General features: G+C 61.7%; 24 protein-coding genes. 9 read left to right on the top strand and 15 right to left on the bottom strand.

Annotated features, from left to right (window positions below):
- Position 1 precedes the first annotated feature (1 nt).
- From ACLH0I_RS22710 to ACLH0I_RS22680, 7 genes are all read right to left on the bottom strand, one after another.
- The gene (locus ACLH0I_RS22710; protein WP_411385441.1) at positions 2 to 1,429 is read right to left on the bottom strand and encodes a di-heme oxidoredictase family protein; all 1,428 of its coding nucleotides are present in this window, start codon (positions 1,427 to 1,429) and stop codon (positions 2 to 4) included.
- A gap of 256 nt (positions 1,430 to 1,685) precedes the next feature.
- Complete coding sequence (locus tag ACLH0I_RS22705) at positions 1,686 to 3,026, bottom strand: ATP-binding protein (RefSeq protein ID WP_186706298.1); 1,341 nt, start codon at positions 3,024 to 3,026, stop codon at positions 1,686 to 1,688.
- Positions 3,027 to 3,093: 67 nt separating this feature from the next.
- The gene (locus tag ACLH0I_RS22700) at positions 3,094 to 3,531 is read right to left on the bottom strand and encodes a Spy/CpxP family protein refolding chaperone (protein ID WP_411385440.1); all 438 of its coding nucleotides are present in this window, start codon (positions 3,529 to 3,531) and stop codon (positions 3,094 to 3,096) included.
- Between the two features lie 313 nt (positions 3,532 to 3,844).
- The gene (locus ACLH0I_RS22695; protein WP_207964883.1) at positions 3,845 to 4,522 is read right to left on the bottom strand and encodes a response regulator transcription factor; all 678 of its coding nucleotides are present in this window, start codon (positions 4,520 to 4,522) and stop codon (positions 3,845 to 3,847) included.
- Between the two features lie 7 nt (positions 4,523 to 4,529).
- The gene (locus ACLH0I_RS22690; RefSeq protein WP_186706295.1) at positions 4,530 to 4,940 is read right to left on the bottom strand and encodes a translation initiation factor 2; all 411 of its coding nucleotides are present in this window, start codon (positions 4,938 to 4,940) and stop codon (positions 4,530 to 4,532) included.
- 102 nt (positions 4,941 to 5,042) lie between these two features.
- The gene (locus ACLH0I_RS22685; protein ID WP_250963920.1) at positions 5,043 to 5,342 is read right to left on the bottom strand and encodes a YciI family protein; all 300 of its coding nucleotides are present in this window, start codon (positions 5,340 to 5,342) and stop codon (positions 5,043 to 5,045) included.
- 1 nt (position 5,343) lies between these two features.
- On the bottom strand, positions 5,344 to 5,940 hold the full coding sequence (locus tag ACLH0I_RS22680; RefSeq protein ID WP_250963921.1) for a septation protein A: 597 nt from the start codon (positions 5,938 to 5,940) through the stop codon (positions 5,344 to 5,346).
- Between the two features lie 87 nt (positions 5,941 to 6,027).
- Here ACLH0I_RS22680 and ACLH0I_RS22675 point away from each other — a divergent pair, with 87 nt between their 5' ends.
- From ACLH0I_RS22675 to rluB, 5 genes are all read left to right on the top strand, one after another.
- Positions 6,028 to 6,891, top strand: coding sequence for a PHP domain-containing protein (locus ACLH0I_RS22675; protein WP_411385439.1), 864 nt, complete (start codon positions 6,028 to 6,030; stop codon positions 6,889 to 6,891).
- A gap of 13 nt (positions 6,892 to 6,904) precedes the next feature.
- The gene (locus tag ACLH0I_RS22670) at positions 6,905 to 7,534 is read left to right on the top strand and encodes an L-threonylcarbamoyladenylate synthase (protein ID WP_186706291.1); all 630 of its coding nucleotides are present in this window, start codon (positions 6,905 to 6,907) and stop codon (positions 7,532 to 7,534) included.
- Positions 7,535 to 7,666: 132 nt separating this feature from the next.
- Positions 7,667 to 8,365, top strand: a complete 699-nt coding sequence (locus ACLH0I_RS22665) for a segregation and condensation protein A (protein WP_186706403.1) — start codon at positions 7,667 to 7,669, stop codon at positions 8,363 to 8,365.
- Between the two features lie 11 nt (positions 8,366 to 8,376).
- Entirely contained in the window at positions 8,377 to 9,336 is a 960-nt protein-coding gene (gene scpB, locus ACLH0I_RS22660; RefSeq protein WP_411385438.1) for an SMC-Scp complex subunit ScpB, read from the top strand.
- A 324-nt stretch (positions 9,337 to 9,660) separates the two neighbouring features.
- Positions 9,661 to 10,896, top strand: a complete 1,236-nt coding sequence (gene rluB, locus ACLH0I_RS22655; RefSeq protein ID WP_186706289.1) for a 23S rRNA pseudouridine(2605) synthase RluB — start codon at positions 9,661 to 9,663, stop codon at positions 10,894 to 10,896.
- 226 nt (positions 10,897 to 11,122) lie between these two features.
- On the opposite strand, the gene ACLH0I_RS22650 is transcribed toward rluB, so the two are convergent.
- On the bottom strand, positions 11,123 to 12,088 hold the full coding sequence (locus ACLH0I_RS22650) for a leucyl aminopeptidase (RefSeq protein ID WP_186729823.1): 966 nt from the start codon (positions 12,086 to 12,088) through the stop codon (positions 11,123 to 11,125).
- A gap of 92 nt (positions 12,089 to 12,180) precedes the next feature.
- A complete protein-coding gene (locus tag ACLH0I_RS22645; RefSeq protein ID WP_003178782.1) occupies positions 12,181 to 12,318 on the bottom strand; it encodes a hypothetical protein in 138 nt (45 codons plus the stop codon).
- Positions 12,319 to 12,973: 655 nt separating this feature from the next.
- On the opposite strand from ACLH0I_RS22645, the gene ACLH0I_RS22640 reads away from it, so the two are divergent.
- Positions 12,974 to 14,395 carry an amino acid permease gene (locus tag ACLH0I_RS22640; RefSeq protein ID WP_411385437.1) on the top strand — a complete coding sequence of 474 codons (1,422 nt, stop codon included), beginning with the start codon at positions 12,974 to 12,976 and terminating at the stop codon, positions 14,393 to 14,395.
- A 253-nt stretch (positions 14,396 to 14,648) separates the two neighbouring features.
- Positions 14,649 to 15,062, top strand: a complete 414-nt coding sequence (arfB, locus tag ACLH0I_RS22635; RefSeq protein WP_018604539.1) for an alternative ribosome rescue aminoacyl-tRNA hydrolase ArfB — start codon at positions 14,649 to 14,651, stop codon at positions 15,060 to 15,062.
- Here the strand turns inward: arfB and ACLH0I_RS22630 are convergent.
- From ACLH0I_RS22630 to ACLH0I_RS22620, 3 genes are all read right to left on the bottom strand, one after another.
- Positions 15,059 to 16,258 (bottom strand): MFS transporter, encoded by a 1,200-nt coding sequence (locus tag ACLH0I_RS22630; RefSeq protein WP_411385436.1) that lies wholly within the window; start codon positions 16,256 to 16,258, stop codon positions 15,059 to 15,061. The genes arfB and ACLH0I_RS22630 overlap by 4 nt on opposite strands.
- A 102-nt stretch (positions 16,259 to 16,360) precedes the next feature.
- The gene (locus ACLH0I_RS22625) at positions 16,361 to 16,591 is read right to left on the bottom strand and encodes a hypothetical protein (RefSeq protein WP_250963929.1); all 231 of its coding nucleotides are present in this window, start codon (positions 16,589 to 16,591) and stop codon (positions 16,361 to 16,363) included.
- 37 nt (positions 16,592 to 16,628) lie between these two features.
- Entirely contained in the window at positions 16,629 to 16,772 is a 144-nt protein-coding gene (locus tag ACLH0I_RS22620; RefSeq protein ID WP_162893862.1) for a hypothetical protein, read from the bottom strand.
- Positions 16,773 to 17,061: 289 nt separating this feature from the next.
- Here ACLH0I_RS22620 and ACLH0I_RS22615 point away from each other — a divergent pair, with 289 nt between their 5' ends.
- A complete protein-coding gene (locus ACLH0I_RS22615) occupies positions 17,062 to 18,687 on the top strand; it encodes a methyl-accepting chemotaxis protein (RefSeq protein WP_411385435.1) in 1,626 nt (541 codons plus the stop codon).
- A 208-nt stretch (positions 18,688 to 18,895) separates the two neighbouring features.
- On the opposite strand, the gene ACLH0I_RS22610 is transcribed toward ACLH0I_RS22615, so the two are convergent.
- From ACLH0I_RS22610 to ACLH0I_RS22600, 3 genes are all read right to left on the bottom strand, one after another.
- Positions 18,896 to 19,918, bottom strand: coding sequence for a transporter (locus tag ACLH0I_RS22610; RefSeq protein ID WP_186706282.1), 1,023 nt, complete (start codon positions 19,916 to 19,918; stop codon positions 18,896 to 18,898).
- Between the two features lie 186 nt (positions 19,919 to 20,104).
- Positions 20,105 to 20,410 carry a PepSY domain-containing protein gene (locus tag ACLH0I_RS22605; protein ID WP_250965845.1) on the bottom strand — a complete coding sequence of 102 codons (306 nt, stop codon included), beginning with the start codon at positions 20,408 to 20,410 and terminating at the stop codon, positions 20,105 to 20,107.
- A gap of 125 nt (positions 20,411 to 20,535) precedes the next feature.
- A complete protein-coding gene (locus tag ACLH0I_RS22600; RefSeq protein ID WP_411385434.1) occupies positions 20,536 to 21,663 on the bottom strand; it encodes a glycerophosphodiester phosphodiesterase in 1,128 nt (375 codons plus the stop codon).
- Positions 21,664 to 21,905: 242 nt separating this feature from the next.
- Here ACLH0I_RS22600 and ACLH0I_RS22595 point away from each other — a divergent pair, with 242 nt between their 5' ends.
- On the top strand, positions 21,906 to 22,232 hold the full coding sequence (locus ACLH0I_RS22595; protein WP_250965846.1) for a DUF2025 family protein: 327 nt from the start codon (positions 21,906 to 21,908) through the stop codon (positions 22,230 to 22,232).
- The last annotated feature ends 203 nt before the right edge of the window (positions 22,233 to 22,435 follow it).

Here is a 22,435-nt window from a genome sequence, read left to right as displayed (position 1 = left end):
TTTAAAGGGAATTCAGAAAGGCCAGCAACGCAGCGCGCTGCTCGGCATCGAACGCTAAAACCTGTCGCTGCGCCGCTTGTGCTTCGCCGCCATGCCACAGCACGGCTTCGAGCAGGTTGCGGGCACGGCCGTCATGCAGGAACTGGGTGTGGCCGTTGACGGTTTCGGTCAGGCCGATGCCCCACAGCGGCGGGGTTCGCCAGTCGCGGCCACTGGCCTTGAATTCGCTGCGGTTGTCGGCCAGGCCTTCGCCCATGTCGTGCAGCAGCAGGTCGGTGTAGGGGCGGATGACTTGGTTCGCCAGTTCCGGCTCGGCGGCGTTGGCGGCGGTGGTGTATTTCGGTGTGTGGCAGGACTGGCAACCGGCCTGGAAAAATAGATTCTTGCCTGCCAGCACTTGGGGGGAATTCACGTCGCGACGGGCCGGCACCGCGAGGTTGCGGCTGTAGAACAGCACCAGGCGCAGGATGTTGTCGCTGACTTCCGGTTCGCCGTCCGGGCTATTGCCGCTGGGCGCACGCTTGCAGTCGACTTGGGTCTCGGTGCAGTCGTCGAACGGCCGCAGGCTGGTTGTCAGGCCCATGTCGCCGGAAAACGCGTGGACGTTCTGTTGGTTGAGGTTGGGCTGTCCGGCTTTCCAGCCGAAACGTCCCAGCACGGTCTTCTGCTGCACATCGTCCCATACCTGGTTGGGGCGACCGGCGATGCCATCGTTCTCCCGCGCCTGGGCTTCGGCGTTCGCCAGCAGCGCCTCGTCGGGGATGGCTTCCAGCAGGCCCAGGCCGATCATCGGCGGTGCCACGCGGGCCGAAAAACGCGTGTCGGGGTGCATCGGGCCATATCCCAACTGAGTGATCTGCAGGATTGGCTTGCGCAATTCGACGACGGTGCCGTCCTTGAAACGCACCGGGACCGGGGTGTAATCGACCCGCACCTTGCCTTCGGGGGCGACGCCGGGCACTGACATGTCCTGCAACTGCCCACCATAGACCGGCTCTGGCACTACGCCCAGTTGCTCAATGACCTTGGCGTAGGCGGGTGCGTCGGGAATCGACAGGCGCACCAGCATCGACACCGCGCTGGTCGCATCCGGCGCCGGCGGATGGCCGCGACCGTCCTTGACGTGGCAGTTCTGGCAGGCGTTGGTGTTGAACAAGGGCCCGAGGCCGTCCCGGGCGGTGGTGGTCGAGGGGGCGATCACCCAGGGGCTGCGGAAGAAACTGTTGCCGACACTGAAATCCACGCGCCGCGAGGGTGGCAGGTTGGCCGAGGGCAGGGAAAAGGCGTTCTGATCACTCTTGCGGACCGTCACGGCGCCACCGGAACGGGCTTCACCCGGTTCGGCCTGGGTAAAACGCGGGGCATCATCGCAGGCACTCAGGCCCAGGGCCATGAACAGTGCACATAAACGAAGAGGCAACGACAGCATCGGGCGTCCCGGGGATGAGTGAAAACGAGGGCGCAAAGTCTAACAGGGCGGGGCTGTTTGAATAAGAGGAATTATCGTTTGGTTTGAGGGGGCGCGCTTGCCGTTGGGTTTGGCCACGCCGCTCAACTCGCCTTGTTTGATTTCCCGTGGCGAGGGAGCTTGCTCCCGCTGGGCTACGAAGTAGCCCCAAGATTTTACGGTTGCTGCGCAACCGAGCGGGAGCAAGCTCCCTCGCCACAGGGGGTATTTGCAATGCTTACGGCTGGACGACAGCCCCCGGCACCAACGGCAGTTCCAGTGTCGCAATGAAACCACCTTCGGGATGATTGCCCAGCACCAGCGCACCGCCATGGCGTTCAGCGGCACGGCGTGCGATGGCCAGGCCCAGGCCATGGCCGGCGGCGGTCTGGCCGGGGGCGCGGTAGAACGGCTCGGCCAATTGCCCGAGGTGTTCGGCCTCAACGCCGGGCCCGTGGTCACGTACGCTGACCAGGATCCGTTCGCCTTGGCGCCGCGCGTGCATCTCGATCGATTGCCCGGCCGGATTGAAGCGCTGGGCGTTGCGCAGCAGGTTGTCCACTGCTCGCTCGATCATGGTCGGCCAACCCTTGAGAGTCAGGTCCGCCTCGGCTTCAAGCTGCACGGTTTGCTCCGGTGAAGCCAGCTGCGCATCTTTTTGCAGGGTGACCAGCAGCGCGTTGAGGTCGACTTCTTCGGCGCTGGCGTTGTCGGCATCGACCCGGGCGAGGACCAGGATTTCGCTGATCAGCGCCTCCAGGCGATCGCATTCACGGGTCAGGCGCGGCCAGAGCTTTTCACGCTCCTCGGGGCTGGCCCGTTCCGCCAATGCCAGGGCAATGCGCAGCCGGGCCAGGGGCGAGCGCAGTTCGTGGGACACGTCCCGCAGCAGTTGCCGCTGGCTGGCGATCAGGCTTTGTAAACGCGCGCCCATGCGGTTGAAGTCGGTGGCCAATACGCCGAACTCGTCCCGCCGGTTGGCCAGTTTGGCGAGGCTGTTCTGCTGGTAGGTGGCTTGGCCCAGGTCATGCACCGCACCGCGCAGTCGACTCAGCGGACGAGTGATGGAGAGCGTCACCAACAAGCTGAACAGAGTTAGCACCACCAACGCGATCCCCAGGGCACTGAGGGGCCAGAGCAGACTGCCGCGGTGCCAGGCGTCCAGTTCGGGATGGGGGATGCGGTAGATGAATAGGTAGGTGTCGCCGCTTTTGGCGCTGGTGAACTCGTCGGTGAGCCGGCGCCAGGGCAGGCGGCGGTCGTCGTTGTTCTGCCGAGCCTCGAAGGCGGCGGCGCGATGGGGAAAAGTGCCACGTACCACCGGGTCGCCGCTTTCGTTGAACACCTGGACGTCAATGTGATACTGGCGCTTGCGCTGTTTCAGAATTTCCTGGGCGGCGTCCTCGCCTTGGGTTTCGTAGGTCTGCGTCCACTCTTCGGGCAGGGTATTGAGCCCCGGGTGGCGGCTGAGGATCCAGGCGTCCTGGTTCAGCATGTGGCCCATCAGGATCGAAAGGCCTGCAACCAGAGTGATGGCCAGCCAGAAACTGGCCAGGATGCGCCAGAACAATGAACGCACGATAAATCCTCGAAAACAAAGAAAGCCCAACGGCGCTTGACCGTTGGGCTGGGGGAACTTCAGCGCATTATTGCGCTTTTTGCGGCTGTTGCGCTTTCCAGGCCTTGAATTCGGCCCACTCGGCGCGACGCTCGGCCTGTTTCTTCTGGATCGCGTCGAATTCTTTTTGCTGCTCAGGCTTCAACAATCCACGAATCTGGGCGTCGACCTTCTGGTGCCGGGCTTGCATTTCGTCCTGCATGGCTTTCTGGTCGGCTGGGGACAGCTTGGCCAGGTACTTGTCGACCAGTTCCCGTTGTTCGTGGCGCTGTTCGCCCATGATGTGGCGAATCTGCTGGCGTTGTTCGCGGCTCAGGTCCAGTTGGCTGTACGGGCCTTTGTCGTGCATCTGGCCGCCGTGACGCGGGCCGTCCATCGGCCCCATCGGGCCAGGGCCTTCAGGCATGGCCATGGCCACGGTCGGCAGGGCAGCAGCGAACAGCAGAGCGATAAGGGTCTTGCGCATGGTGTGTCTCCTTGTCTCATTCCCGGTCAGTTCCGGATGTGTGCAGATTACGGAGATCAAGGTCAGCGGCGGTCAGGGGTGGGTAAAGCTTGGGTAAAGACGGTTTGGTGCAGGCCTGACAAATCTGCAGGACAACACAAGATCCAGGGGGGCGGCTCTTGTGGCGAGGGAGCTTGCTCCCGCTGGGCTGCGAAGCGGCCCCAGGATTTTGCGGTTGCTGCGCAACCGAGCGGGAGCAAGCTCCCTCGCCACAAAAGTCTCCAGAGGCTGTGATAGCCGCCGCCACCTCTGGCTGTAATCGCAGCGACAACCTCTAGAGGCTGTAGTAGTAACCGCGGCTACGCAGCGCCACGATGCGCGGGCGGCCGTCGGGGTGGGGGCCGATTTTCTTGCGCAGGTTGCTCACGTGCATGTCGAGGCTGCGGTCGTACAGGGTCAGCTTGCGGCCCAGGGCGATCTGCGCCAGTTCCTGCTTGTCCAGCGGCTCGCCCGGCTGCTTGAGCAGCGCTTCGAGCAGGCGGCTTTCGGACACGGTGAGGGTTTGTTCCTGTTCGTCGATGCTGACCACGCCACGCACCGGGCTGAAGGTCAGGTCACCCAGTTCGATCTGGCTGGACACGGCCGTCGGATGGCTGCGGCGCAGCACGGCGCGCAGGCGGGCGGTCAGTTCCCGTGGGTCACAGGGCTTGGCCAGGTAGTCGTCGGCCCCCAGTTCCAGGCCCAGGATACGGTCCAGCGGTTCACCCCGGGCCGACAGCATCAGCACCGGCAGCTCCGCGTGATCGCTGCGCAATTGCTTGAGCAGTTCCAGGCCACTGCCGTCGGGCAGCATCACGTCCAGGACCACGGCAGCCGGGGCGGTTTCGGCCAAGGCCTTGCGGGCACTCTGGCCATCGTGACAGGCGCGGACCTGAAACCCTTCCTGGCTCAGCCAACTTACGAGGAGCTCACACAGCTCCTGGTCATCATCTATCAGTAACAGCTCGCTCATGACTCACTCAATTTAGCCATTGCCGACGTTGTCTACGTCCACCGCTGGCAAAGATACCGCAGAGCAAGGCCAATAGCGCTACCCCGGCACCAATGACGAACCACTGCTGTTGATCGGTCAACAGGCGCGGCAGGGGGCTGGCCTGGGCTTCCTTGAGTTGCAGTTTCAGGCGCTGGTTCTCCTGGCGCAGCCGGCCCACCAGCGCGCTTTCCCGTTCGCCGTTGGTGTTTTGGAGTTGCTGGGTGAGTGCTTCACGCATGCGCTCGCTGTCTTTCAAGCGTTGCTGCAATTCGGCGATCTGGCCGCCAGCGCTCAGGGACAAGGGCGCCGAATGACTGCCCTCGGTGCTTTCCTCGCCATGGGCAGGCGCCCCGATCGCCAACGAGACCAACAACAGGCACAACGGACCTTTGCGCATTGCAACTCCTGAATTCCAATCGAGATTAGACAGGTTGTCGGCAGGCGAACGAGAAAGATGAGCAACAGGGCAATGAGCCGCGCAGGCTCATTGCCCTGGGATTTACGGCAGGACTTGCTTGAACGGCTTGACCACGACCTCGGCGTAGACGCCGGCCTCCACGAACGGATCGGCCTTGGCCCAGGCTTGCGCGGCGGCCAGGGAGTCGAATTCGGCCACGATCAGGCTGCCGGTGAAACCCGCGGCGCCCGGGTCATTGCTGTCCACCGCCGGGTGCGGGCCGGCCAGCACGATGCGACCTTCGGCCTTGAGCTGTTGCAGTCGCTCCAGGTGGGCTGGGCGCACGGCCAGGCGTTTTTCCAGGGAGTCGGCGACGTCGGTGGCAATGATTGCGTAGAGCATGTCAGTCCTCGGTTTTGGGCGTGGTGGGGTCGGCTTCGTGCAGGTGACGGGACAGGTAGATACCCTGGCCAATCAGGAACAGCAGCGTCATGCCCAGGCTGCCGAAGACCTTGAAGTCGACCCAGTACTCCTGGAACGTGAACGCAACGAACAGGTTGGCGGCGCCGCAGAACAGGAAAAACACGATCCAGGCGATGTTCAACCGGGTCCAGATCAGGTCTGGCAGGTTGATGGCATGGCCCATGATGCGCTTGATCAGCAGGCGGTCACCGATGAAATGGCTGCCAATGAACGCGAGGGCGAACAGCCAGTTGACCACCGGGGCCTTCCATTTGAGGAAGGTTTCGCTGTGGAACGCCAGGGTCAGGCTGCCGAACACCAGGCAGGCGATCAGGGTCAGCCACTGGCTCTTCTCCAGCTTGCGCTGGGACACGAACAGCGCGCCGTAGACCACCAGGGAACTGATGATCAGGACTGCGGTGGCGCTGTAGATACCGCCTACAGTCAAGGAGTGACCGGCGAAGTCGACGGTGCGGGGATCAAGTTTGTAGACGATGAAGAACAGCAGGAGCGGGATGAAATCGATGAATTGTTTCACAGTGGCAGCCAGAAGCAGGATGTGGCGGCATAATAACAAACATCCTTGGCCGCGATAGGGCCAGCTGATTTGAGGTAACAAACTCTCGTGAATGTTGATTTGCACTGCCATAGCACGGCCTCCGATGGTGCCCTGGCGCCTGCGGTTCTGGTGGCGCGGGCGTTCGAGCACGGCGTGCGAGTCCTGGCCCTGACCGATCACGACACCCTCGAAGGCCTCGACGAGGCCCGCGGCGCCGCCACGGCGCTGGGCATGCAGCTGGTCAACGGGGTGGAGTTGTCCTGTACCTGGGGCGGGGCGACCATCCATGTGCTGGGCTACGGTTTCGATGTGAATGCGCCGGCGCTGGTCCAGGCCATCGCACAACTGCACGACGGGCGCTGGCTGCGGTCCGAAGAGATCAGCCGCAAGCTGGCCCTCAAGGGCATGCCTGGTGCGCTGGACGGCGCCCGACAGATCCAGCAGGAACTGGGCGACAGCGGCAACGCACCGGCCCGGCCACACTTTGCCGACTGGATGGTGCGCGAAGGGTTCGTCAAGGACCGCGCCGAAGCGTTCCGCAAATGGTTGGGGGCCGGCAAGCTGGGGGACGTCAAGCAGCATTGGCCGACCCTGGAAGACACCGTCCAGACCCTGCGGGCAGCGGGTGCCTGGGTCAGCCTGGCGCATCCATGGCACTATGATTTCACCCGCAGCAAGCGCCGACGCCTGGTCACCGACTATATTCAAGCGGGGGGCCATGCCATCGAGGTGGTCAACGGCCATCAGCCTGCCGAGCAGGTCGGCAGCCTGGCGATCCTGGCCCGTGAGTTCGGCCTGCTGGTCACCGCCGGCAGTGATTTCCATGGCCCTGGGGGCTGGTCCGAGATCGGCGAATACCGCCCGTTGCCGGAAGATCTGCCACCACTCTGGTGTAGATTCAAACATGATCCCGTTATCGCCGCCGTCTGAACAGGTAGAACACGTGAGTCAATTTTTCCAGATTCATCCGGAAAACCCGCAAGCGCGCCTGATCAAACAGGCCGTGGAAATCATTCGTGGCGGTGGCGTGGTGGTCTATCCCACCGACTCGTCCTACGCCATCGGTTGCCAGATCGGCGACAAGAATGCCGTGGAGCGTGTCAGACGCCTGCGTCAACTGGACGACAAGCACAATTTCGCGCTCATCTGCAGCGACCTGTCGCAGTTGGGCCTGTTCGCCAAGATCGACACCGGCACCTTCCGCCTGCTCAAGGCGCATTTGCCGGGGCCGTACACCTTCATCCTCAATGCCACGCGGGAAGTCCCGCGGCTGTTGCTGCACCCGAAAAAGCGCACCATCGGCCTGCGGGTGCCGAGCCATCCCATCGCCCTGGCGCTGCTGGCGGAACTGGGTGAGCCGCTGATGAGCGTGACGCTGATCATGCCTGGCGAGACCGAGCCGTTGAACGATCCCTATGAGATGCGCCAGATACTCGAACATCAGGTGGACCTGATCATCGACGGTGGTTTCGGCGGCATGTCGGCGTCCACGGTGATCAACCTGGCCGATGGCGAGCCCCAGGTGGTGCGTGTCGGTTGCGGCGATCCGACGCCGTTCATGGTCGAGGCCTGAATGTCCGTCGTGGAAACCGCCGTGGACAATGTCGACAGCCAGGCCGGCGCGCAGCAGGAGTTGCCGTTCGCCATGGTCTATGGCCAGGCGGTCATGGAAATGCCCCTGGACCTGTACATTCCACCGGATGCGCTGGAGGTGTTCCTCGAAGCCTTCGAGGGCCCGCTTGACCTGCTGCTGTACCTGATCCGCAAACAGAACATCAACATCCTCGACATTCCCGTGGCGGAAATCACCCGCCAGTACATGGGCTACGTCGAGTTGATGCAGTCGGTGCGCCTGGAACTCGCCGCCGAATACCTGGTGATGGCGGCCATGCTCGCCGAGATCAAGTCGCGGATGCTGCTGCCGCGCTCGGCAGAGGTCGAAGAGGAAGAAGACGACCCGCGAGCCGAGCTGATCCGCCGCTTGCAGGAATACGAACGCTTCAAGGCCGCCGCCGAAGGCATCGACGGCTTGAGCCGGGTGGGGCGCGATGTGGTGGTGCCCAAGCTCGATGCGCCCGAAGCGCGGGCGCGCAAGTTGCTGCCAGACGTGAGCCTGGAAGAGTTGCTGATGTCCATGGCCGAGGTCCTGCGCCGGGGCGATATGTTTGAAAGTCATCAGGTCAGCCGCGAAGCGCTGTCCACCCGCGAGCGCATGAGTGATGTGCTGGAGCGACTCAAGGGCGGCGGCTTCGTGCCGTTCGTCGAGCTGTTCACCGCCGAGGAAGGGCGGTTGGGGGTGGTGGTGACGTTTATGGCGGTCCTGGAATTGGTCAAGGAATCCTTGGTCGAGCTGGTGCAGAATGAGCCGTTCGCAGCGATCCACGTGCGGGCACGAGCCGAATAACGAGCAAATCAATGAATCTGACTGAACCCCGCGAGCTGGCCCCCTTGCTTGAAGCTTTCCTGTTGGCCTCGGGAAAGCCGCAATCGATGGAGCGCCTGTTCGAACTCTTCGAAGAAGGCGAGCGGCCCGAGCCGGCCGTGTTCAAGAAAGCCCTGACATTGTTGGGCAAGTCCTGCGAGGGGCGGGCTTTCGAACTCAAGGAAGTGGCGTCCGGGTACCGCCTGCAAATCCGCGAGAAGTTCGCGCCGTGGGTGGGGCGCCTGTGGGAGGAACGGCCGCAGCGCTATTCCCGGGCGCTGCTCGAAACCATGGCGCTCATCGCCTATCGCCAGCCGATCACCCGGGGCGAGATCGAAGATGTGCGGGGCGTGGCGGTCAATAGCAACATCGTCAAGACGCTGCTGGAGCGCGAGTGGATCCGCGTCGTCGGTTATCGCGATGTGCCTGGCAAACCGGCGATGTTTGCGACCACCAAGGCCTTCCTCGATCACTTCAACCTGAAGAACCTGGACGACCTGCCGCCGCTGGCCGAATTGCGGGAACTGGAACCCGAACCGATGCTGGAGTTCGACGACGCCCCGGTGCCCCAGGGCTTGCAGGAACTGGCGGACGCCAGCGCCGAGCCTGAGGAACCGAAGGAAGAGACCAGTTTCCACTCGTTGTTGCTGGAGCTGGACACCATGGAGGAGGGCTTGAAGACTGATTTCGACGACTTGCTGCGGGAAGGTCCTGGTCCTGAGGGCGACTCGGATGAGCTGGCGGAGCCCGATAGCGCGGTGGCACCAGAGCCAGAAGCGGAGCCGGAACCGGAACCGGAAGAAGATATCCTCGGCGTTGCCCAAGCCCGGGAAAAACTCCTGGCCGCCGTCGCCGCCCTCCAGCCGCCGGAACCCGAACTGAGCGACGAAGAAGCCGAAGCCCGCGCCTTGGCCGAAGCGATCGAGAACGAACGGCGCCAGTTCGACGATTGATCCAACTGATTTGGAAACGCTGGCTGATCCTGTGGGAGCCGAGCTTGCTCGCGATGACGGAGGAGCATTCGGCATCAATGCAGGCTGACCCACCGCCATCGCGAGCAAGCTCGGCTCCCACAGGGGGGACTCATTAATTCCCCGCCAGGCCGGGCATCACCGGTCGGCGGAAAAAGCGCCGGGCGCTGGTTGATCAGCTAGTCTCTGATGCGCAATCGCTTCAACGCGCGTATGATTCGCGACCCCTTGGCGATCCCTTCGCCAAAGACCCGTATTCAAAGCGTCAGGCCAAGCCTGACCCGACCACACCGGGAGGTGCCCAGAATGAAAGACCAAGACCAGAACGACAGCCAGGAAATCGGCCCAGCAGGCGAGAAGCTGCAAAAAGTCCTCGCCCGTATCGGCGTCGGTTCGCGCCGTGACGTGGAAGCCTGGATCACCCAGGGCCGGATCAAGGTCAACGGCAAAGATGCCACCTTGGGCCTGCGGGTTGACATGCACGATGCCATCACCATCGATGGCAAGGTGATCAAGCGCGAAGAGGCCGCCGAAACGGTGCGCCGCGTGATCATGTACAACAAGCCCGACGGCGAGATCTGCACCCGTGACGACCCGGAAGGTCGCCCGACCGTGTTCGACAAGATGCCGCGTCCGAAAGAAGGCCGCTGGATCAACATCGGCCGCCTGGACATCAACACCACCGGTTTGCTGATGTTCACCACCGACGGTGAACTGGCCAACCGCTTGATGCACCCGTCCTACGAGATGGACCGCGAATACGCCGTGCGTGTGCGTGGTGAGGTCGACGACGAGATGATCGAGCGCCTCAAGGCCGGCGTTGTGCTGGAAGACGGCCCGGCGCGTTTCACCGACATCAAGCAAGCGCCCGGCGGTGAAGGCTTCAACCATTGGTACCACTGCGTGGTGATGGAAGGCCGTAACCGTGAAGTGCGACGTTTGTGGGAATCCCAGGGGTTGGTGGTCAGCCGCCTGAAGCGCGTGCGTTTCGGTCCGGTGTTCCTCAATTCCGACCTGCCGATGGGCCGCTGGCGCGAAATGAGCCAGTACGAAGTCGACATCCTGGCCGCCGAAGTGGGCCTCAAGCCGGTGGCTATGCCGCAGATGACCGCCAAGAGCAAGGACAAGCTGGAGCGGATGCAGCGTAAATCCTCGCGTCCGATGGGCAAGACCGAGCGCGTGCGTACGCTGCGCCCGGCTGCTGATGGCGTGGCGACCGGCCCGCGTCCTTCGCGCGAGCCGCAGATCGAAGGCGAACGCCCGGCCCGCAAGCCTGCACCGCGTCAGGACGGCGAGCGTGGCCCACGCACGCCGCGTCCGGCCAATGGTCGCACTGAGCGCGGCGAAGGTCGCGGTGCACCGGCGGGTCGCGGTACGCCCGTCGCCGATCGCCCGGCCGACACCAAGCGTCCGGCCAAGCCGGCACCGAAAAAGCGCCCGGGCATCATCCTGGCCGACCGCGACACGCCATCGGGCAAGCGCCGTGGTGCCCCGGCAGGTTCGGGACAGCGTCCGGGGTTCGGGCGTCGTAAGCCGGAGTGAGGCAGCGGTGAGTTTCTAGCTGCAAACTGCAAGAAAAAACGCCAACCGTTGGGTTGGCGTTTTTTTTGTCTGACTTTTAGTCAGGCAGTGCTTTTGAGGCCGCCTTCGCGAGCAAGCTCGCTCCCACAATGGAGCGGCGCCGAACACACATCCCCCAGTCACCAAGATCAACTGTGGGAGCGAGCTTGCTCGCGATGGCGTCAGCAGCCCCACAACCGATCCCAGCCTAAAGCACAAACCGCCCATCAAACATCGGCTCTTTGTCCAGCGCCAGCACACCGCTTTCGAAAATCAGATCCAAATGGTGGCTGCCCTTGGCCCCGCCACCCAGTCCCAGGTGCAGGCCGCAGTGGCGCTCTTCGAAACCGGCGTTGCGGGCGTACAGGCTCTTGACCCCTTCGTTGGTGCCGATCCCCAGTTCTTCGATGCGGCGGTTGGACGGGTTGGCGTCCAGGTATTTGTTGAAGTCGTGTTCCAGGCCCGGCACGTCGGTGGCGATTTTCTGGATGGTGGAGTCTTCGATCCACAGCTCGAGGGGCGATTGCAGCACGCCGTACTTGCGTGCGAACGGGATGGTGCTCAGGAACGTGCCGACGAATTTCACCTGGCCGTTGATGGTGTCGCTGTGGGTGGCGATTTCGCCGGGGGCCAGGTCGTAGTTGCCGAGGCCGTTGATGTCGGTCCACTTCTTCACGCTGCCCAGGGCGGTGTCGAAATACGAACCGTGGTCATCCTGGAAGCTCAGGGTTGTCGCTTGGGACATGCGCCGGATCAGGTGACTGTTGAGTCCGGCGATACGCTGGGGAATCACGCTGAAGGTGTCGTAGAAATAATCGCCGTAATCCTTGAACAGCAGCGATTTCTTCCAGTTATCGGCCATCACGCCTTGCAATGCCCGAACAAAGTCCGGGCCGTCGGGGCGTGGATTGGGCAGGGTGGAAGAGTCGTAGAAGAAAATATACAGATCGCTGTCGGCAATGGCCTTGGACAGGCGCTCCGTGGATTCGAGGTCCAGGCGCATGGCGCTGAACCGGAACGGCGAGCCGCTGCCCGCCTGTTCGGCAATGGCGCCGGTCAGTGCTTCGTAGTCAGCGGTATGGCCGAGCAACACCTTGGCGGGCTGGATGCCGGCCAGGGCGGGATGGTGTTCGAGGTAGTAAAGGAAATGTGAGATGGCTCGTTGTGTGTCCATGCTTATTCTTCCCTGACACGTTCATTTAATGTCCCTGACAACCGACAAGAGTGGCGGAGTCGACCGGCCGGATCGCCTCCGCCGGGCAGTGCCTACAGAGGCCACATCGCCGTGCCGAACGGAACCACGGCGTCGGCTTGCATCATTTCAACGGCGGCCTCATGGGTCGGCGCTTCAAACCATTCGTCCAGTTGCAGTTCGGTTTCCAAGTCTTTGTCCAGTGCTTGCATAGTGAATCTCCTAGATGACTTTTGCGGAAAACGCGGGCCGATTCGGCGAGTCATACCCGACAGAACCGGCACCGCAGAACTTGTCGGCACGATGCCTTGGCAAGTCGCTGAAAACCTAGTCGAGGGTTTTTTGGATTGCAAAAAATAATTTTATTTTTTTCTTTTGAACTTTTTGTTCCATTTTTCGCGTTGAAATTACTCATTCAAAAACAGCTGCCTGGGTGATTTATTTAATAGGTAGCTACCTACCGTCAATTTGCAGTCAGCCTACAGAATATTCCTACGTGGAAAGTCTGCGTTACGCGCTGTAAAGGAATGCTGACGATTTTGGCCGTTCGAACTGACCGGTGTCGGCGTTTGGGAGGGCTGTAAGAAAAAGCTGCCGAGTGGGCCGGCTTGGCGGGTTTTTTGAGACTTCGCAGCGCTTGTTTCAAGCCAGCGGGAAAGGTCAGATGCGCGCCAGACCTCAAGTGCGGGGGCAGACGCTGATCCGGTGGTGTCTGGTAGCAGGGGAACTGCAGTGTACAATGCGCCGCGTTTTACTGTGACCCTTCGCGTACCCACGCACTTTCAAGGTTATCCGCCTTGTTCACTCCGCCATGCCATAAGCGTGTCGGGTTCGATTTCGTCACAGATAAAAACAAATAGGTGACGCATGACCGTTGTAGAAAATACGCATTCGGGCGAGCTGAAACGCGGCCTGAAAAATCGCCATATTCAACTGATCGCCCTCGGTGGCGCGATCGGCACCGGCCTGTTCCTCGGCTCGGCGGGGGTGCTGAAATCCGCCGGCCCGTCGATGATCCTCGGCTACGCCATCTGCGGCTTCATCGCCTTCATGATCATGCGCCAGTTGGGCGAAATGATTGTCGAAGAGCCGGTGGCCGGGTCCTTCAGCCACTTCGCCCACAAGTACTGGGGCGGTTTCGCCGGGTTCCTGTCGGGTTGGAACTGCTGGATCCTCTACATCCTGGTGGGCATGTCGGAGCTGACCGCGGTCGGCAAGTACATCCATTACTGGGCGCCCGAGATTCCGACCTGGGTGTCGGCGGCGGCGTTTTTCGTCCTGATCAATGCGATCAACCTGGCCAACGTCAAAGTCTTTGGCGAGGCCGAGTTCTGGTTTGCGATCATCAAGGTCGTGGCGATTGTCGGCATGATTGCCCTGGGCAGCTATTTGCTGGTCAGCGGCCATGGTGGCCCGCAGGCGTCGGTGACCAACCTGTGGTCCCACGGTGGGTTCTTCCCCAACGGCGTGAGCGGGCTGGTGATGGCCATGGCGATCATCATGTTCTCCTTCGGTGGCCTGGAAATGCTCGGTTTCACCGCCGCTGAGGCCGACAAACCGAAAACCGTGATCCCCAAGGCCATCAACCAGGTGATCTACCGGATCCTGATTTTCTACATCGGCGCGCTCGTGGTGCTGTTGTCCCTGACCCCTTGGGACAGCCTGTTGAGCACCCTCAACGCGTCCGGCGATGCCTACAGCGGCAGCCCGTTCGTGCAGGTGTTCTCGATGCTGGGCAGCAACACCGCTGCGCATATCCTCAACTTCGTCGTGCTGACCGCCGCGCTGTCGGTGTACAACAGCGGCACCTACTGCAACAGCCGCATGTTGCTGGGCATGGCCGAGCAGGGCGATGCGCCCAAGGCCTTGTCGAAGATCGACAAGCGGGGCGTGCCGGTGCGTTCGATCCTCGCGTCGGCGGCGGTCACGCTGGTGGCGGTGCTGTTGAACTACCTGGTTCCGCAGCATGCGCTGGAGTTGTTGATGTCGTTGGTGGTCGCGACCCTGGTGATCAACTGGGCGATGATCAGCTACTCGCACTTCAAGTTCCGCCAGCACATGAACCAGACCCGCCAGACGCCGCTGTTCAAGGCGCTGTGGTACCCGTACGGCAACTACATCTGCCTGGCGTTCGTGGTGTTCATCCTGGGCGTGATGTTGCTGATCCCCGGCATCCAGATCTCGGTCTATGCGATTCCGGTGTGGGTGGTGTTCATGGCCGTGTGCTATTGGATCAAGAACAAGCGCAGTGCCCGGCATGAACTGGCGGTGGCGGCTGCCGCCAAGTAAGCATCGCTGAAACAAGACAAACCCGGCCGAGTGCCGGGTTTGTCATTTCAGGCAAGACAACACCTGCCCCTGTGGGAGCGAGCTTGCTCGCGATAGCGGTGTGTCAGTCGACATCAAGGTTGCTGATCCACCGCTATCGCGAGCAAGCTCGCTCCCACATTGTTCGGCAGTGTTCATAGCGTTCATTCCCACAGGATCGGTGTTGTCGGGGGGATTCGCGGTATCCTGTGGGGCCTGACACCGGACACTTTCCATGCTGGTCATTTCCAACACCGTGCACATTCCGGACGCCGAGATCGAGCTGACGGCCATCCGCGCCCAAGGGGCCGGCGGGCAGAACGTCAACAAGGTTTCCAGCGCCGTGCATTTGCGCTTCGACATTCCGGCTTCGTCGCTGCCCGAGTTCTACAAGGAGCGGCTGCTGGCGCTGCGCGACAGTCGCATTACCAGCGACGGTGTGTTGATCATCAAGGCCCAGCAATACCGCACGCAGGAACAGAACCGGGCCGACGCGCTGGAGCGCCTGACCGAACTGATCCTCAGCGCCACCAAGGTCGAAAAGAAGCGCCGTCCGACCAAGCCGACCCTGGGGTCGAAAAAGCGTCGCCTGGAATCCAAGACCAAGCGCGGCTCGATCAAGGCCGGGCGCGGCAAGGTGGACTTCTAGTTCTTCTCCCGCGCTTCACGGTACCGAGGCGCCTGACGGTACAAGTAGACGCTCAAGGCCAACCCTCCCAGGGCCGCCAGGGCAGCGAACAGAAAGATCGAGGCAAAGCCGAAGCCAGCGGCAATCGCACCGGCCAGCGGCCCGGTGATCCCCAGCGACAGATCAATGAACAGTGAATAAGCGCCCACCGCGGCCCCACGGCTGGAGGCCGGCACCAGGTTGACCGCTTCCACGCCCAGCGCCGGAAACACCAGGGAAAAGCCGAAACCGCTCAACGCCGCGCCCGCCAGGGCCCAATGGGCATCCGGTGCGAGCCACAACAGCAAGAGCCCCAGGGTTTCCACCGACAGGCAGGCAATCGCCACGCGAAAGCCGCCCAGGCGGTTGATCAGGTTGCCGAACAGCAGGCGCGCGCCGATGAAGCTGGCGCCGAACAGGCTCAGGCACAGCACCGCGTTATCCCAATGCTGAGTGGCGTAATACAGGGTGATGAAGGTCGCGATGGTGCCAAACCCGATGGAACCCAGGGCCAAACCGCAGCCGTGTGGCAGCACACGCCCCAGCACGTGCATGAACGGCAGGCGTTCGCCAGAGACAATGGGCGCAGCAGTCTTGCGCCAGGCCAATGCCAGTCCCAGCAGGCCCAGCAAGATGATGCTGGCGCCCATGCTCCACAGCCCCAACACGTTGACCAGCCACACCCCCAACGGCGCACCGATCGCCAGCGCGCCGTAACTGGCGATACCGTTCCAGGAAATCACCTTGGCGGTATTTGCCGCGCCAACCCGGCCGATGCCCCAGCCAATCGAACCCGACCCCACCAGGCTTTCGGCACTGCCCAGCACCAGGCGACCGATCAGCAGGCTGATCAGGCTGAACGTTGGCAGGTGGGGCGTCCAGGCGGACACCAGCATGAACACACCGCTCAGCCCGCAGCCGGCGAGGCCGAACATCACCGCGCGCTTGCTCCCCAGGTTATCGATGATTCGTCCTGCGTAAGGACGACTGAGCAGGGTGGCCAGGTATTGCACGCTGATCACCAGCCCGGCGATCACCGCGCCGAAACCCAGCTCGCCGTGGACGAAACCGGGCAGCACGGCCAGGGGAATGCCGATATTCAGGTAGCCGATGAACGTGAACAGGACGATGGAAACGACTTGCAGCGTGACCGCCAGGGGGCGCTGGGAATCTGACATGGGAAAGAGGTCCACGGAGCAGCTGGATAGATAGGCTGCTTATGATAACGGCGACCGTGGCGTCCGGGCGGGGAAAAGTAAAACTATTTGCCCAATGGTGGCTCAGCGGTCGTTCTGTTCGCTGACCAGGCGCGTGGTCACCAGCGCGGCGATGGCGTTTTCTTCGCTGCCAAACCGGGCCAGCAGGGCCGCTTGTTTCTCGGTGGGAAGGCGGGTCCAGATCTCGACCATTTTCTCAGCGGTGCCGATCAGGACGCTGGCCTGGGCTTCGCTGAAGGGAGGGGTGTCATCGGTCATGGGGGGCTCGGGATTCAGGCAGTGTGGAAAGCGCATCTTAGCGCTTTCCACACGGTCTGGTGGTACGGGTCAATCAGTCTTCGCTGTCGGCCTGGCGGCGTTCAGTGGCTTCCTTGGGCTCGGGTTGCTGGGCGTCAGGTTGCCCTCCGGCTTGTAGCGTGGTCGTCTGCTCAGTGTCGTGCAGGCTTGGGAAGGGGAGATTAGGGATCTCGTGCATTTCGCGCTCCTCGCAAAGTCTGTGGATAGATCTGGTAGATCCGCGCTTTTACAAAGCCTGGGCAGGATACAGCAGGAGAAATGACAAAAAGACTTTTAAATCCCATCGCGCCGACAAAAGGGATTGTCTGGACAGGTCATGTCCAGTCAGCAAAAAACGATCCCGCTACCGGTGGTCGCCACCGCTCAAGAACACCCCGTACAGGCCGATGATTTGCACATATCCTCCCCATTCCGTTGCAACTGTGGACCCCGGACATGGAGGTTCTTCATTTGAAGAGATCGACTCCATGTTTCTACAAAAATCCCTGAGAGCACAGATTCTCGCCCTGCTCAGCGGCAGCCTGCTGGCCATGTTGCTGATTGCCCTGGCGTCCTTTCACTTCCTTTCCGATGGCATCCAGAATTATCGTCAACTGCTCGACGGTCCGTTGCGTGCGTCGCAATTGATCGACGAGGCCAACCTGCAATTCAAGGTGCAGGTCCAGGAGTGGAAAAACGTCCTGTTGCGCGGCAAGCAGCCAGCGGACCTGGATAAATACTGGAAGCAATTCGAGGCACGCCAGAGCGATGTCCAGGGCATCCTTGGCCAGTTGACGACCCACGAAGGTGTCCCGGCGCAAATCAAGACACGTATCGAGCGTCTGCGGGGCGAACATGCCCAGTTGGGCGCGGCCTACCAGAAGGGCCGTGATGCGTTTGTGGCGGCGGGCGGCGACGCGGCGGCGGGCGATGCCGCGGTCAAGGGCGTGGACCGCGCGGCCAGTGAGCAGATGAGCGAGTTGGTGGTTGAGCTGCATAAGCTGGGCGACGAGCAATCGGCGCTGATCAGTGCGGGTGCCGACCGCACGATCATGCTGGGTACGGTGATCATGCTCGCCTCAGGGCTGCTGGTCGGGTTGTTGAGTGTGTGGCTGGTCAACCGCAACCTGGTGCAGCCTATCCGTAACCTGATCGCGTACGTGACTCAACTGAGCCGCGGGCGTTTCGCCGAGCGTGTGACGAGCACGCGCCAGGATGAATTGGGCGACCTGGCCCTGGCGGCCAATACGCTGCGCGATTTCCTTGCTGAAACCTTCACGCGCTTGCAACGCAGTGCCACGGAGCTGGACAGCGCCAGCGGTGAGCTCAATGCGATTGCCAGCCTGATGAGCCAAGGCACCAGCGAGCAATTCGAACGCACCGATCAAGTCGCGACCGCGATGAACGAGATGTCCGCCACCGCCCAGGAAGTTGCCCGTCATGCCGCCGATGCGGCGCAGGCTGCCGATGATGCCGATCATTCGGCGCAGCAGGGCGAGAAAGTGATGCAGGGCACGATCCACACCATCACCCAAATGCGTGGCGAAATTGCCAACACCGCCACGGTGATCCGGCGCCTGGAAGCCGACAGCGGACGCATCGGCAAGGTGCTGGAAGTGATCCGCAGGATCGCCGAGCAGACCAACCTGCTGGCCCTCAACGCTGCCATCGAAGCAGCACGGGCGGGTGAGGCCGGGCGTGGTTTTGCGGTGGTCGCCGATGAAGTCCGCAGCCTGGCCCAGCGCACGGCGTCGTCCATCATCGAGATCAACCAGATCATCCAGACGGTTCAAACAGGTGCGGTGGACGCGGCCCAGGCCATCGAAAGCGGCCAGTCGCGCAGTGAGGAAAGTGTCGAGCAGGTGACCCAGGCCGGCGCGATGCTGGAACGCATCACCCAGGCGGTGGAAGCGATCCGCGACATGAACCGTCAGATCGCCACCGCTGCGGAAGAGCAGACCTCGGTGGCCGAGGATATTTCGCGCAACCTGACTGAAATCACCTGCATTGCCAGTACCAACCTCGACAACGTAAAACGCACCGAAGCGGCCAGTCGGGATTTGCACGGGTTGTCGGGGCAGTTGAATGAAGTGACGGCGCGGTTGAGTGCCTGACGGTATGTTCCTGATGCAGTAGCCCACCTGTGGCGAGGGAGCTTGCTCCCGCTGGGCTGCATAGCAGCCCCAAAGCCATTCAGCGCGGTGCATCAGGAATAAGATGGTTGGCAGATTTTGCGACTGCTGCGCAGCCGAGCGGGAGCAAGCTCCCTCGCCACAAAAGCTCATACGGGCGTGAAGTGAGTAGGGGGGCAGAGGATCACTCTCAATAATCGCGACGCTTGCGAAAGGCCCATCGGCCTGCAATCACGGTGAAGGTCGCCACCAGCGCTACCAGGATCCAGAAGCCCTCGGGATCTTCGGCCAGTGGCACGCCGCCGACGTTCATGCCGAAGAAACCGGCAATGATGTTGATAGGCAACGCCAGCACCGTGACCACCGTCAAGGTGAACAGCGTGCGGTTGCTTTGTTCGTTGAGGTTGGCGGCGATCTCTTCCTGCAGCAATTTGATCCGTTCGCCCAGGGCGGTGAGGTCGTTGATGATCAGGGCGAACTCCTCGGTGGACTTGCGCAGCTCCTTGACGTCTTCCTTCTGCAACCATTGCGGCGGGCGGTTGAGCAGGCGCAGCAACGAGCCCGGCTCCAGGGCCAGCAGGCGTTGCAGGCGTACCAGCACGCGGCGCTGGCTGCCCAGCTCGGCGCGGTTGTTGGACACGCGCGAAGACAGCAATTGGTCTTCGATCTGGTCAACGCTGAGGCTGGTCTTGCGCACGATCTGGGTCAGCACTTCGCCTTGGTCGCGCAGCAGATGCACCAGCAATTCCAGCGGCGAGCGAAAGCTCTCGCCGGCCTTGACCGATGAGCGCAGCTTGTCGACCGAGTGCAAGGGTTGCAGGCGCGCACTGATGATCAATCGACTGTGTACGCACACCCACAAGGTGGAGACATCCGAGGACACCAGGTTGCTGAGGTTGAACACCACATCGTTCACCACCGCCAGCAGTGCCGAGTCCACATGTTCGATACGGGTCGATCGCGAGCCTTCGTGCAGGGCTTCGAAGAATTCCTCGGGCAAGGCCAGGTGGCTTTTCATCCAGCGCTCGCAGGCGGCGTGGGCTAGGTTCAGGTGCAGCCAGAGAAACTCGTCGGCATCCTGCGGTTGTTGCAGGCTTTGCAGGGCTTGGGCCGAATCGATTTCCCGGCCGCGCTCGCCGGGGCGAAAACGAAACCCGTAAAGCAGGCCGAACAGGTCCGGATCGCGATGGCTTTGGTCGATGCTGTGGTTCATGAGGGCTCGCTGGCGGGAAGTGCCTGTCGCAGCGGCCACAGGTTCACTTGAGCGGCATCATTGCAGGGTTTTTTGATGGTTGTGTGACAGTTGTGCGGCGTCGTCAGATCGGCGGCGGTTTACAGACGGTCTACGCAAAAAAGCCGCGCAACTCGAAAGTTGCGCGGCTCTTCTTTAACCGATGGATCAAGTGTCTTGCTTGTCGGACAGGACTTTGCCGGTAGTTGCGTCGAAGTCCACGTCAAACTCTTTGCCGTCGGCCGTCTTCAGTTCCACTTCATATTCATAGCCGTCGAAGTGGTTATCCAAGTCGGTGTCGGTGATGGTCGCGCCTGGGTGCAACTTCAGGGCTTCCGCATTCATCGACTCAAGGGATTTGATCTTGCCGTCCTTGACCAGTTGAGGAATCTGGTCGATTCGTACGTCCGCCTGGGCCAGGCCAGCGGTGAGGGTCAGGGCAGCAGCGGTAAACAGGGCAGTCAACGTTTTCATGAGTGCTTTCCTTGGTGTCGTTATTAAGGGTGAGTCGTTTAAGTGGGTTCAGATTATCTGTGGCAACTTAATTCACCCTTAATTCGAAAAATCTTGAAGCAAGTTTCCTGGAAAGGTCTTTCGACTCAGTAGCCGTTCTTTTCCAATAGCTGCGCCACGCTGCCTGTCTCGGGACGCTTGAAGTACTTGAGCAGCTCACTGGCCCGGTTGGTGAAGATGCCATCAACGCCGGCCTCCATCACTTTCTTGAAGTCCACCGGCTCATCCACGGTGTAAACGTGCACCAGCAAACCCTGGTCGTGGGTGTACTGGTTCATCCACGGCTGCACCAGGTCCGAATAGCTCTGGCTGCCGCCATGGGTCAATGCCGCCGAAGGACCGGTGCCGATGGCGCCATGGGCCTTGGCGTACTGGACCCATTGTTCGAACTCGGCCTTGTCCTTGGGCTCCTGCTTGGCGTAATAGGCGGCCTTGTCCGTTTCGCCGGACTCGGCAAACGTTACCTTGGACTTGGGTTCGATGTTGCCTTCGCCCACCCACAGCAGCAGGATCTTCGGCACCTTCGGCATCTCTTTGTGCAACAGTTCGAGACTGCTCTTTTCAAAGGTCTGCAGCACCACTTTGCCCTTGCCCTGGCCGACGCCGGTGGCGCTTTTGGCCAATTTCGACCCAGCGGGGCTCAGCCAACCACGGTCCTGCAGTTTGTCCTTCAGGTCGCGCTCGATGCCGGGGAACAGCTTCGGCTCCTTGGTTTCGATGTACAGCCCCGGTTTATGCAACGGGTTGCCCTCGGCGATGTTGATCACTTCATCGAGGGTGAGGATTTTCTGGCCGACGAACGAAGGGCGGGCGCGGTCCGGGTAGGCGGTGTTGAACCAGCTGCCGGCATCGAGGGTTTTGAGTTCCGCCATGGTGAATTCATTGGCGGTGCTGTCCTTGCGTTCGGGAAACTGGGTCGCGACATCCGTGGTGCGCAGCAGGCTGTCGTCATGCAGGACGAACAACACGCCGTCCTTGCTGCGCTGCAGGTCCAGCTCCAGGTAATCGGCGCCCAGGTCACGGGCCAGCTTGTAGGCGGCGGCGGTGGATTCCGGCGCGTCGAACGAGGCACCACGGTGGGCGATGACTGCCGGGTGTGGAATGCCTTGAAGGGTGGCCAGGGCCTTGGGACTCGGGGCCTCGGAGGCTTGTGTCTGGCTGAAGCCGAGCAACAGGCTCAGCATCAAGGCGCTGCGGGTGAAGGTGACAGGCATGCTCGAGATCCTTTCGTAGAGGAGGCAAAACCTATCTTTTAACAATTGAACGCTGTCGGCGCTATCGCCATACCGACATAAACCTGTGTGAAGCAGATTTTTCCCACCCATTTTTCGGCCGCTTTGCAGTACCCTTGACCGCACCAGTTTCCCCGGCAGAGGGAAACCTTAAAATCTGTTCACTTGCCCTGCGTGTAAACCATCGATCAGACGTCCCGAGGGACGCATCCATGAGGTTTACCATGCGCACCACTTCGACACTCATCTGCCAGGCCGCCGACCAGCTCAAGGGTTTTGTCGGCCTGAACCGCAAGACCGGCCAATACATCGTGCGGTTCAGCGAAGACGCCTTCGGCATGGACGTGGCTGATGACGGCATCATCCCCACCAGCGAATTTGTCTGGGCCCCCGGGGCGGATGGCACCGTGACCCTCAGTCGCGAGCGAATCCAACTGTTGCTGGACCAGAACATCGACGACCGCATCAACCTGACCGAACCTTTGCGGGTGTACATGGCCCGCGGCGACCTGCCGGAAATCAAGGCGGTGCGGCAGTTGGTGGAAGGCTGAAGCCCCCGATCCTGAAGTGAACGGAAACCCTGTGGGGTTCACAAGAATTGTTGGAACGACACGGTCCTGTGGCCAGAGATTGCTCCCGCTGGGGCGCGCAGCGGCCCCAAAAATTGATGAGCGCTGCGCACTGGAGCGCCAGCCCGGTCAAGCGGGAGCGAGCTCCCTCGCCACAAAAACTTCCCAGCTATAACGCTATAGAT

Origin of the sequence: Pseudomonas sp. MPB03, assembly GCF_046605385.1 — a bacterium.
GTDB lineage: Bacteria > Pseudomonadota > Gammaproteobacteria > Pseudomonadales > Pseudomonadaceae > Aquipseudomonas > Aquipseudomonas zanjanensis.
The sequence above is the reverse complement of the archived record's forward strand: the minus strand, read 5'-3'. Positions and strand labels throughout refer to the sequence as shown.

Bases quoted from the DNA above. Each gene is read 5' to 3' on its own strand.
- ACLH0I_RS22700 (WP_411385440.1), bottom strand. From the start codon at position 3,531: ATGCGCAAGACCCTTATCGCTCTGCTGTTCGCTGCTGCCCTGCCGACC.
- ACLH0I_RS22645 (WP_003178782.1), bottom strand. From the start codon at position 12,318: ATGCAAGCACTGGACAAAGACTTGGAAACCGAACTGCAACTGGACGAA.
- ACLH0I_RS22595 (WP_250965846.1), top strand. From the start codon at position 21,906: ATGCGCACCACTTCGACACTCATCTGCCAGGCCGCCGACCAGCTCAAG.
- ACLH0I_RS22605 (WP_250965845.1), bottom strand. From the start codon at position 20,410: ATGAAAACGTTGACTGCCCTGTTTACCGCTGCTGCCCTGACCCTCACC.
- ACLH0I_RS22695 (WP_207964883.1), bottom strand. From the start codon at position 4,522: ATGAGCGAGCTGTTACTGATAGATGATGACCAGGAGCTGTGTGAGCTC.
- ACLH0I_RS22650 (WP_186729823.1), bottom strand. From the start codon at position 12,088: ATGGACACACAACGAGCCATCTCACATTTCCTTTACTACCTCGAACAC.
- scpB (WP_411385438.1), top strand. From the start codon at position 8,377: ATGAATCTGACTGAACCCCGCGAGCTGGCCCCCTTGCTTGAAGCTTTC.
- ACLH0I_RS22610 (WP_186706282.1), bottom strand. From the start codon at position 19,918: ATGAACCACAGCATCGACCAAAGCCATCGCGATCCGGACCTGTTCGGC.
- ACLH0I_RS22625 (WP_250963929.1), bottom strand. From the start codon at position 16,591: ATGCGCTTTCCACACTGCCTGAATCCCGAGCCCCCCATGACCGATGAC.
- ACLH0I_RS22685 (WP_250963920.1), bottom strand. From the start codon at position 5,342: ATGCTCTACGCAATCATTGCCACCGACGTCGCCGACTCCCTGGAAAAA.
- ACLH0I_RS22630 (WP_411385436.1), bottom strand. From the start codon at position 16,258: ATGTCAGATTCCCAGCGCCCCCTGGCGGTCACGCTGCAAGTCGTTTCC.
- ACLH0I_RS22640 (WP_411385437.1), top strand. From the start codon at position 12,974: ATGACCGTTGTAGAAAATACGCATTCGGGCGAGCTGAAACGCGGCCTG.
- ACLH0I_RS22690 (WP_186706295.1), bottom strand. From the start codon at position 4,940: ATGCGCAAAGGTCCGTTGTGCCTGTTGTTGGTCTCGTTGGCGATCGGG.
- ACLH0I_RS22615 (WP_411385435.1), top strand. From the start codon at position 17,062: ATGTTTCTACAAAAATCCCTGAGAGCACAGATTCTCGCCCTGCTCAGC.
- ACLH0I_RS22620 (WP_162893862.1), bottom strand. From the start codon at position 16,772: ATGCACGAGATCCCTAATCTCCCCTTCCCAAGCCTGCACGACACTGAG.
- ACLH0I_RS22600 (WP_411385434.1), bottom strand. From the start codon at position 21,663: ATGCCTGTCACCTTCACCCGCAGCGCCTTGATGCTGAGCCTGTTGCTC.
- rluB (WP_186706289.1), top strand. From the start codon at position 9,661: ATGAAAGACCAAGACCAGAACGACAGCCAGGAAATCGGCCCAGCAGGC.
- ACLH0I_RS22710 (WP_411385441.1), bottom strand. From the start codon at position 1,429: ATGCTGTCGTTGCCTCTTCGTTTATGTGCACTGTTCATGGCCCTGGGC.
- arfB (WP_018604539.1), top strand. From the start codon at position 14,649: ATGCTGGTCATTTCCAACACCGTGCACATTCCGGACGCCGAGATCGAG.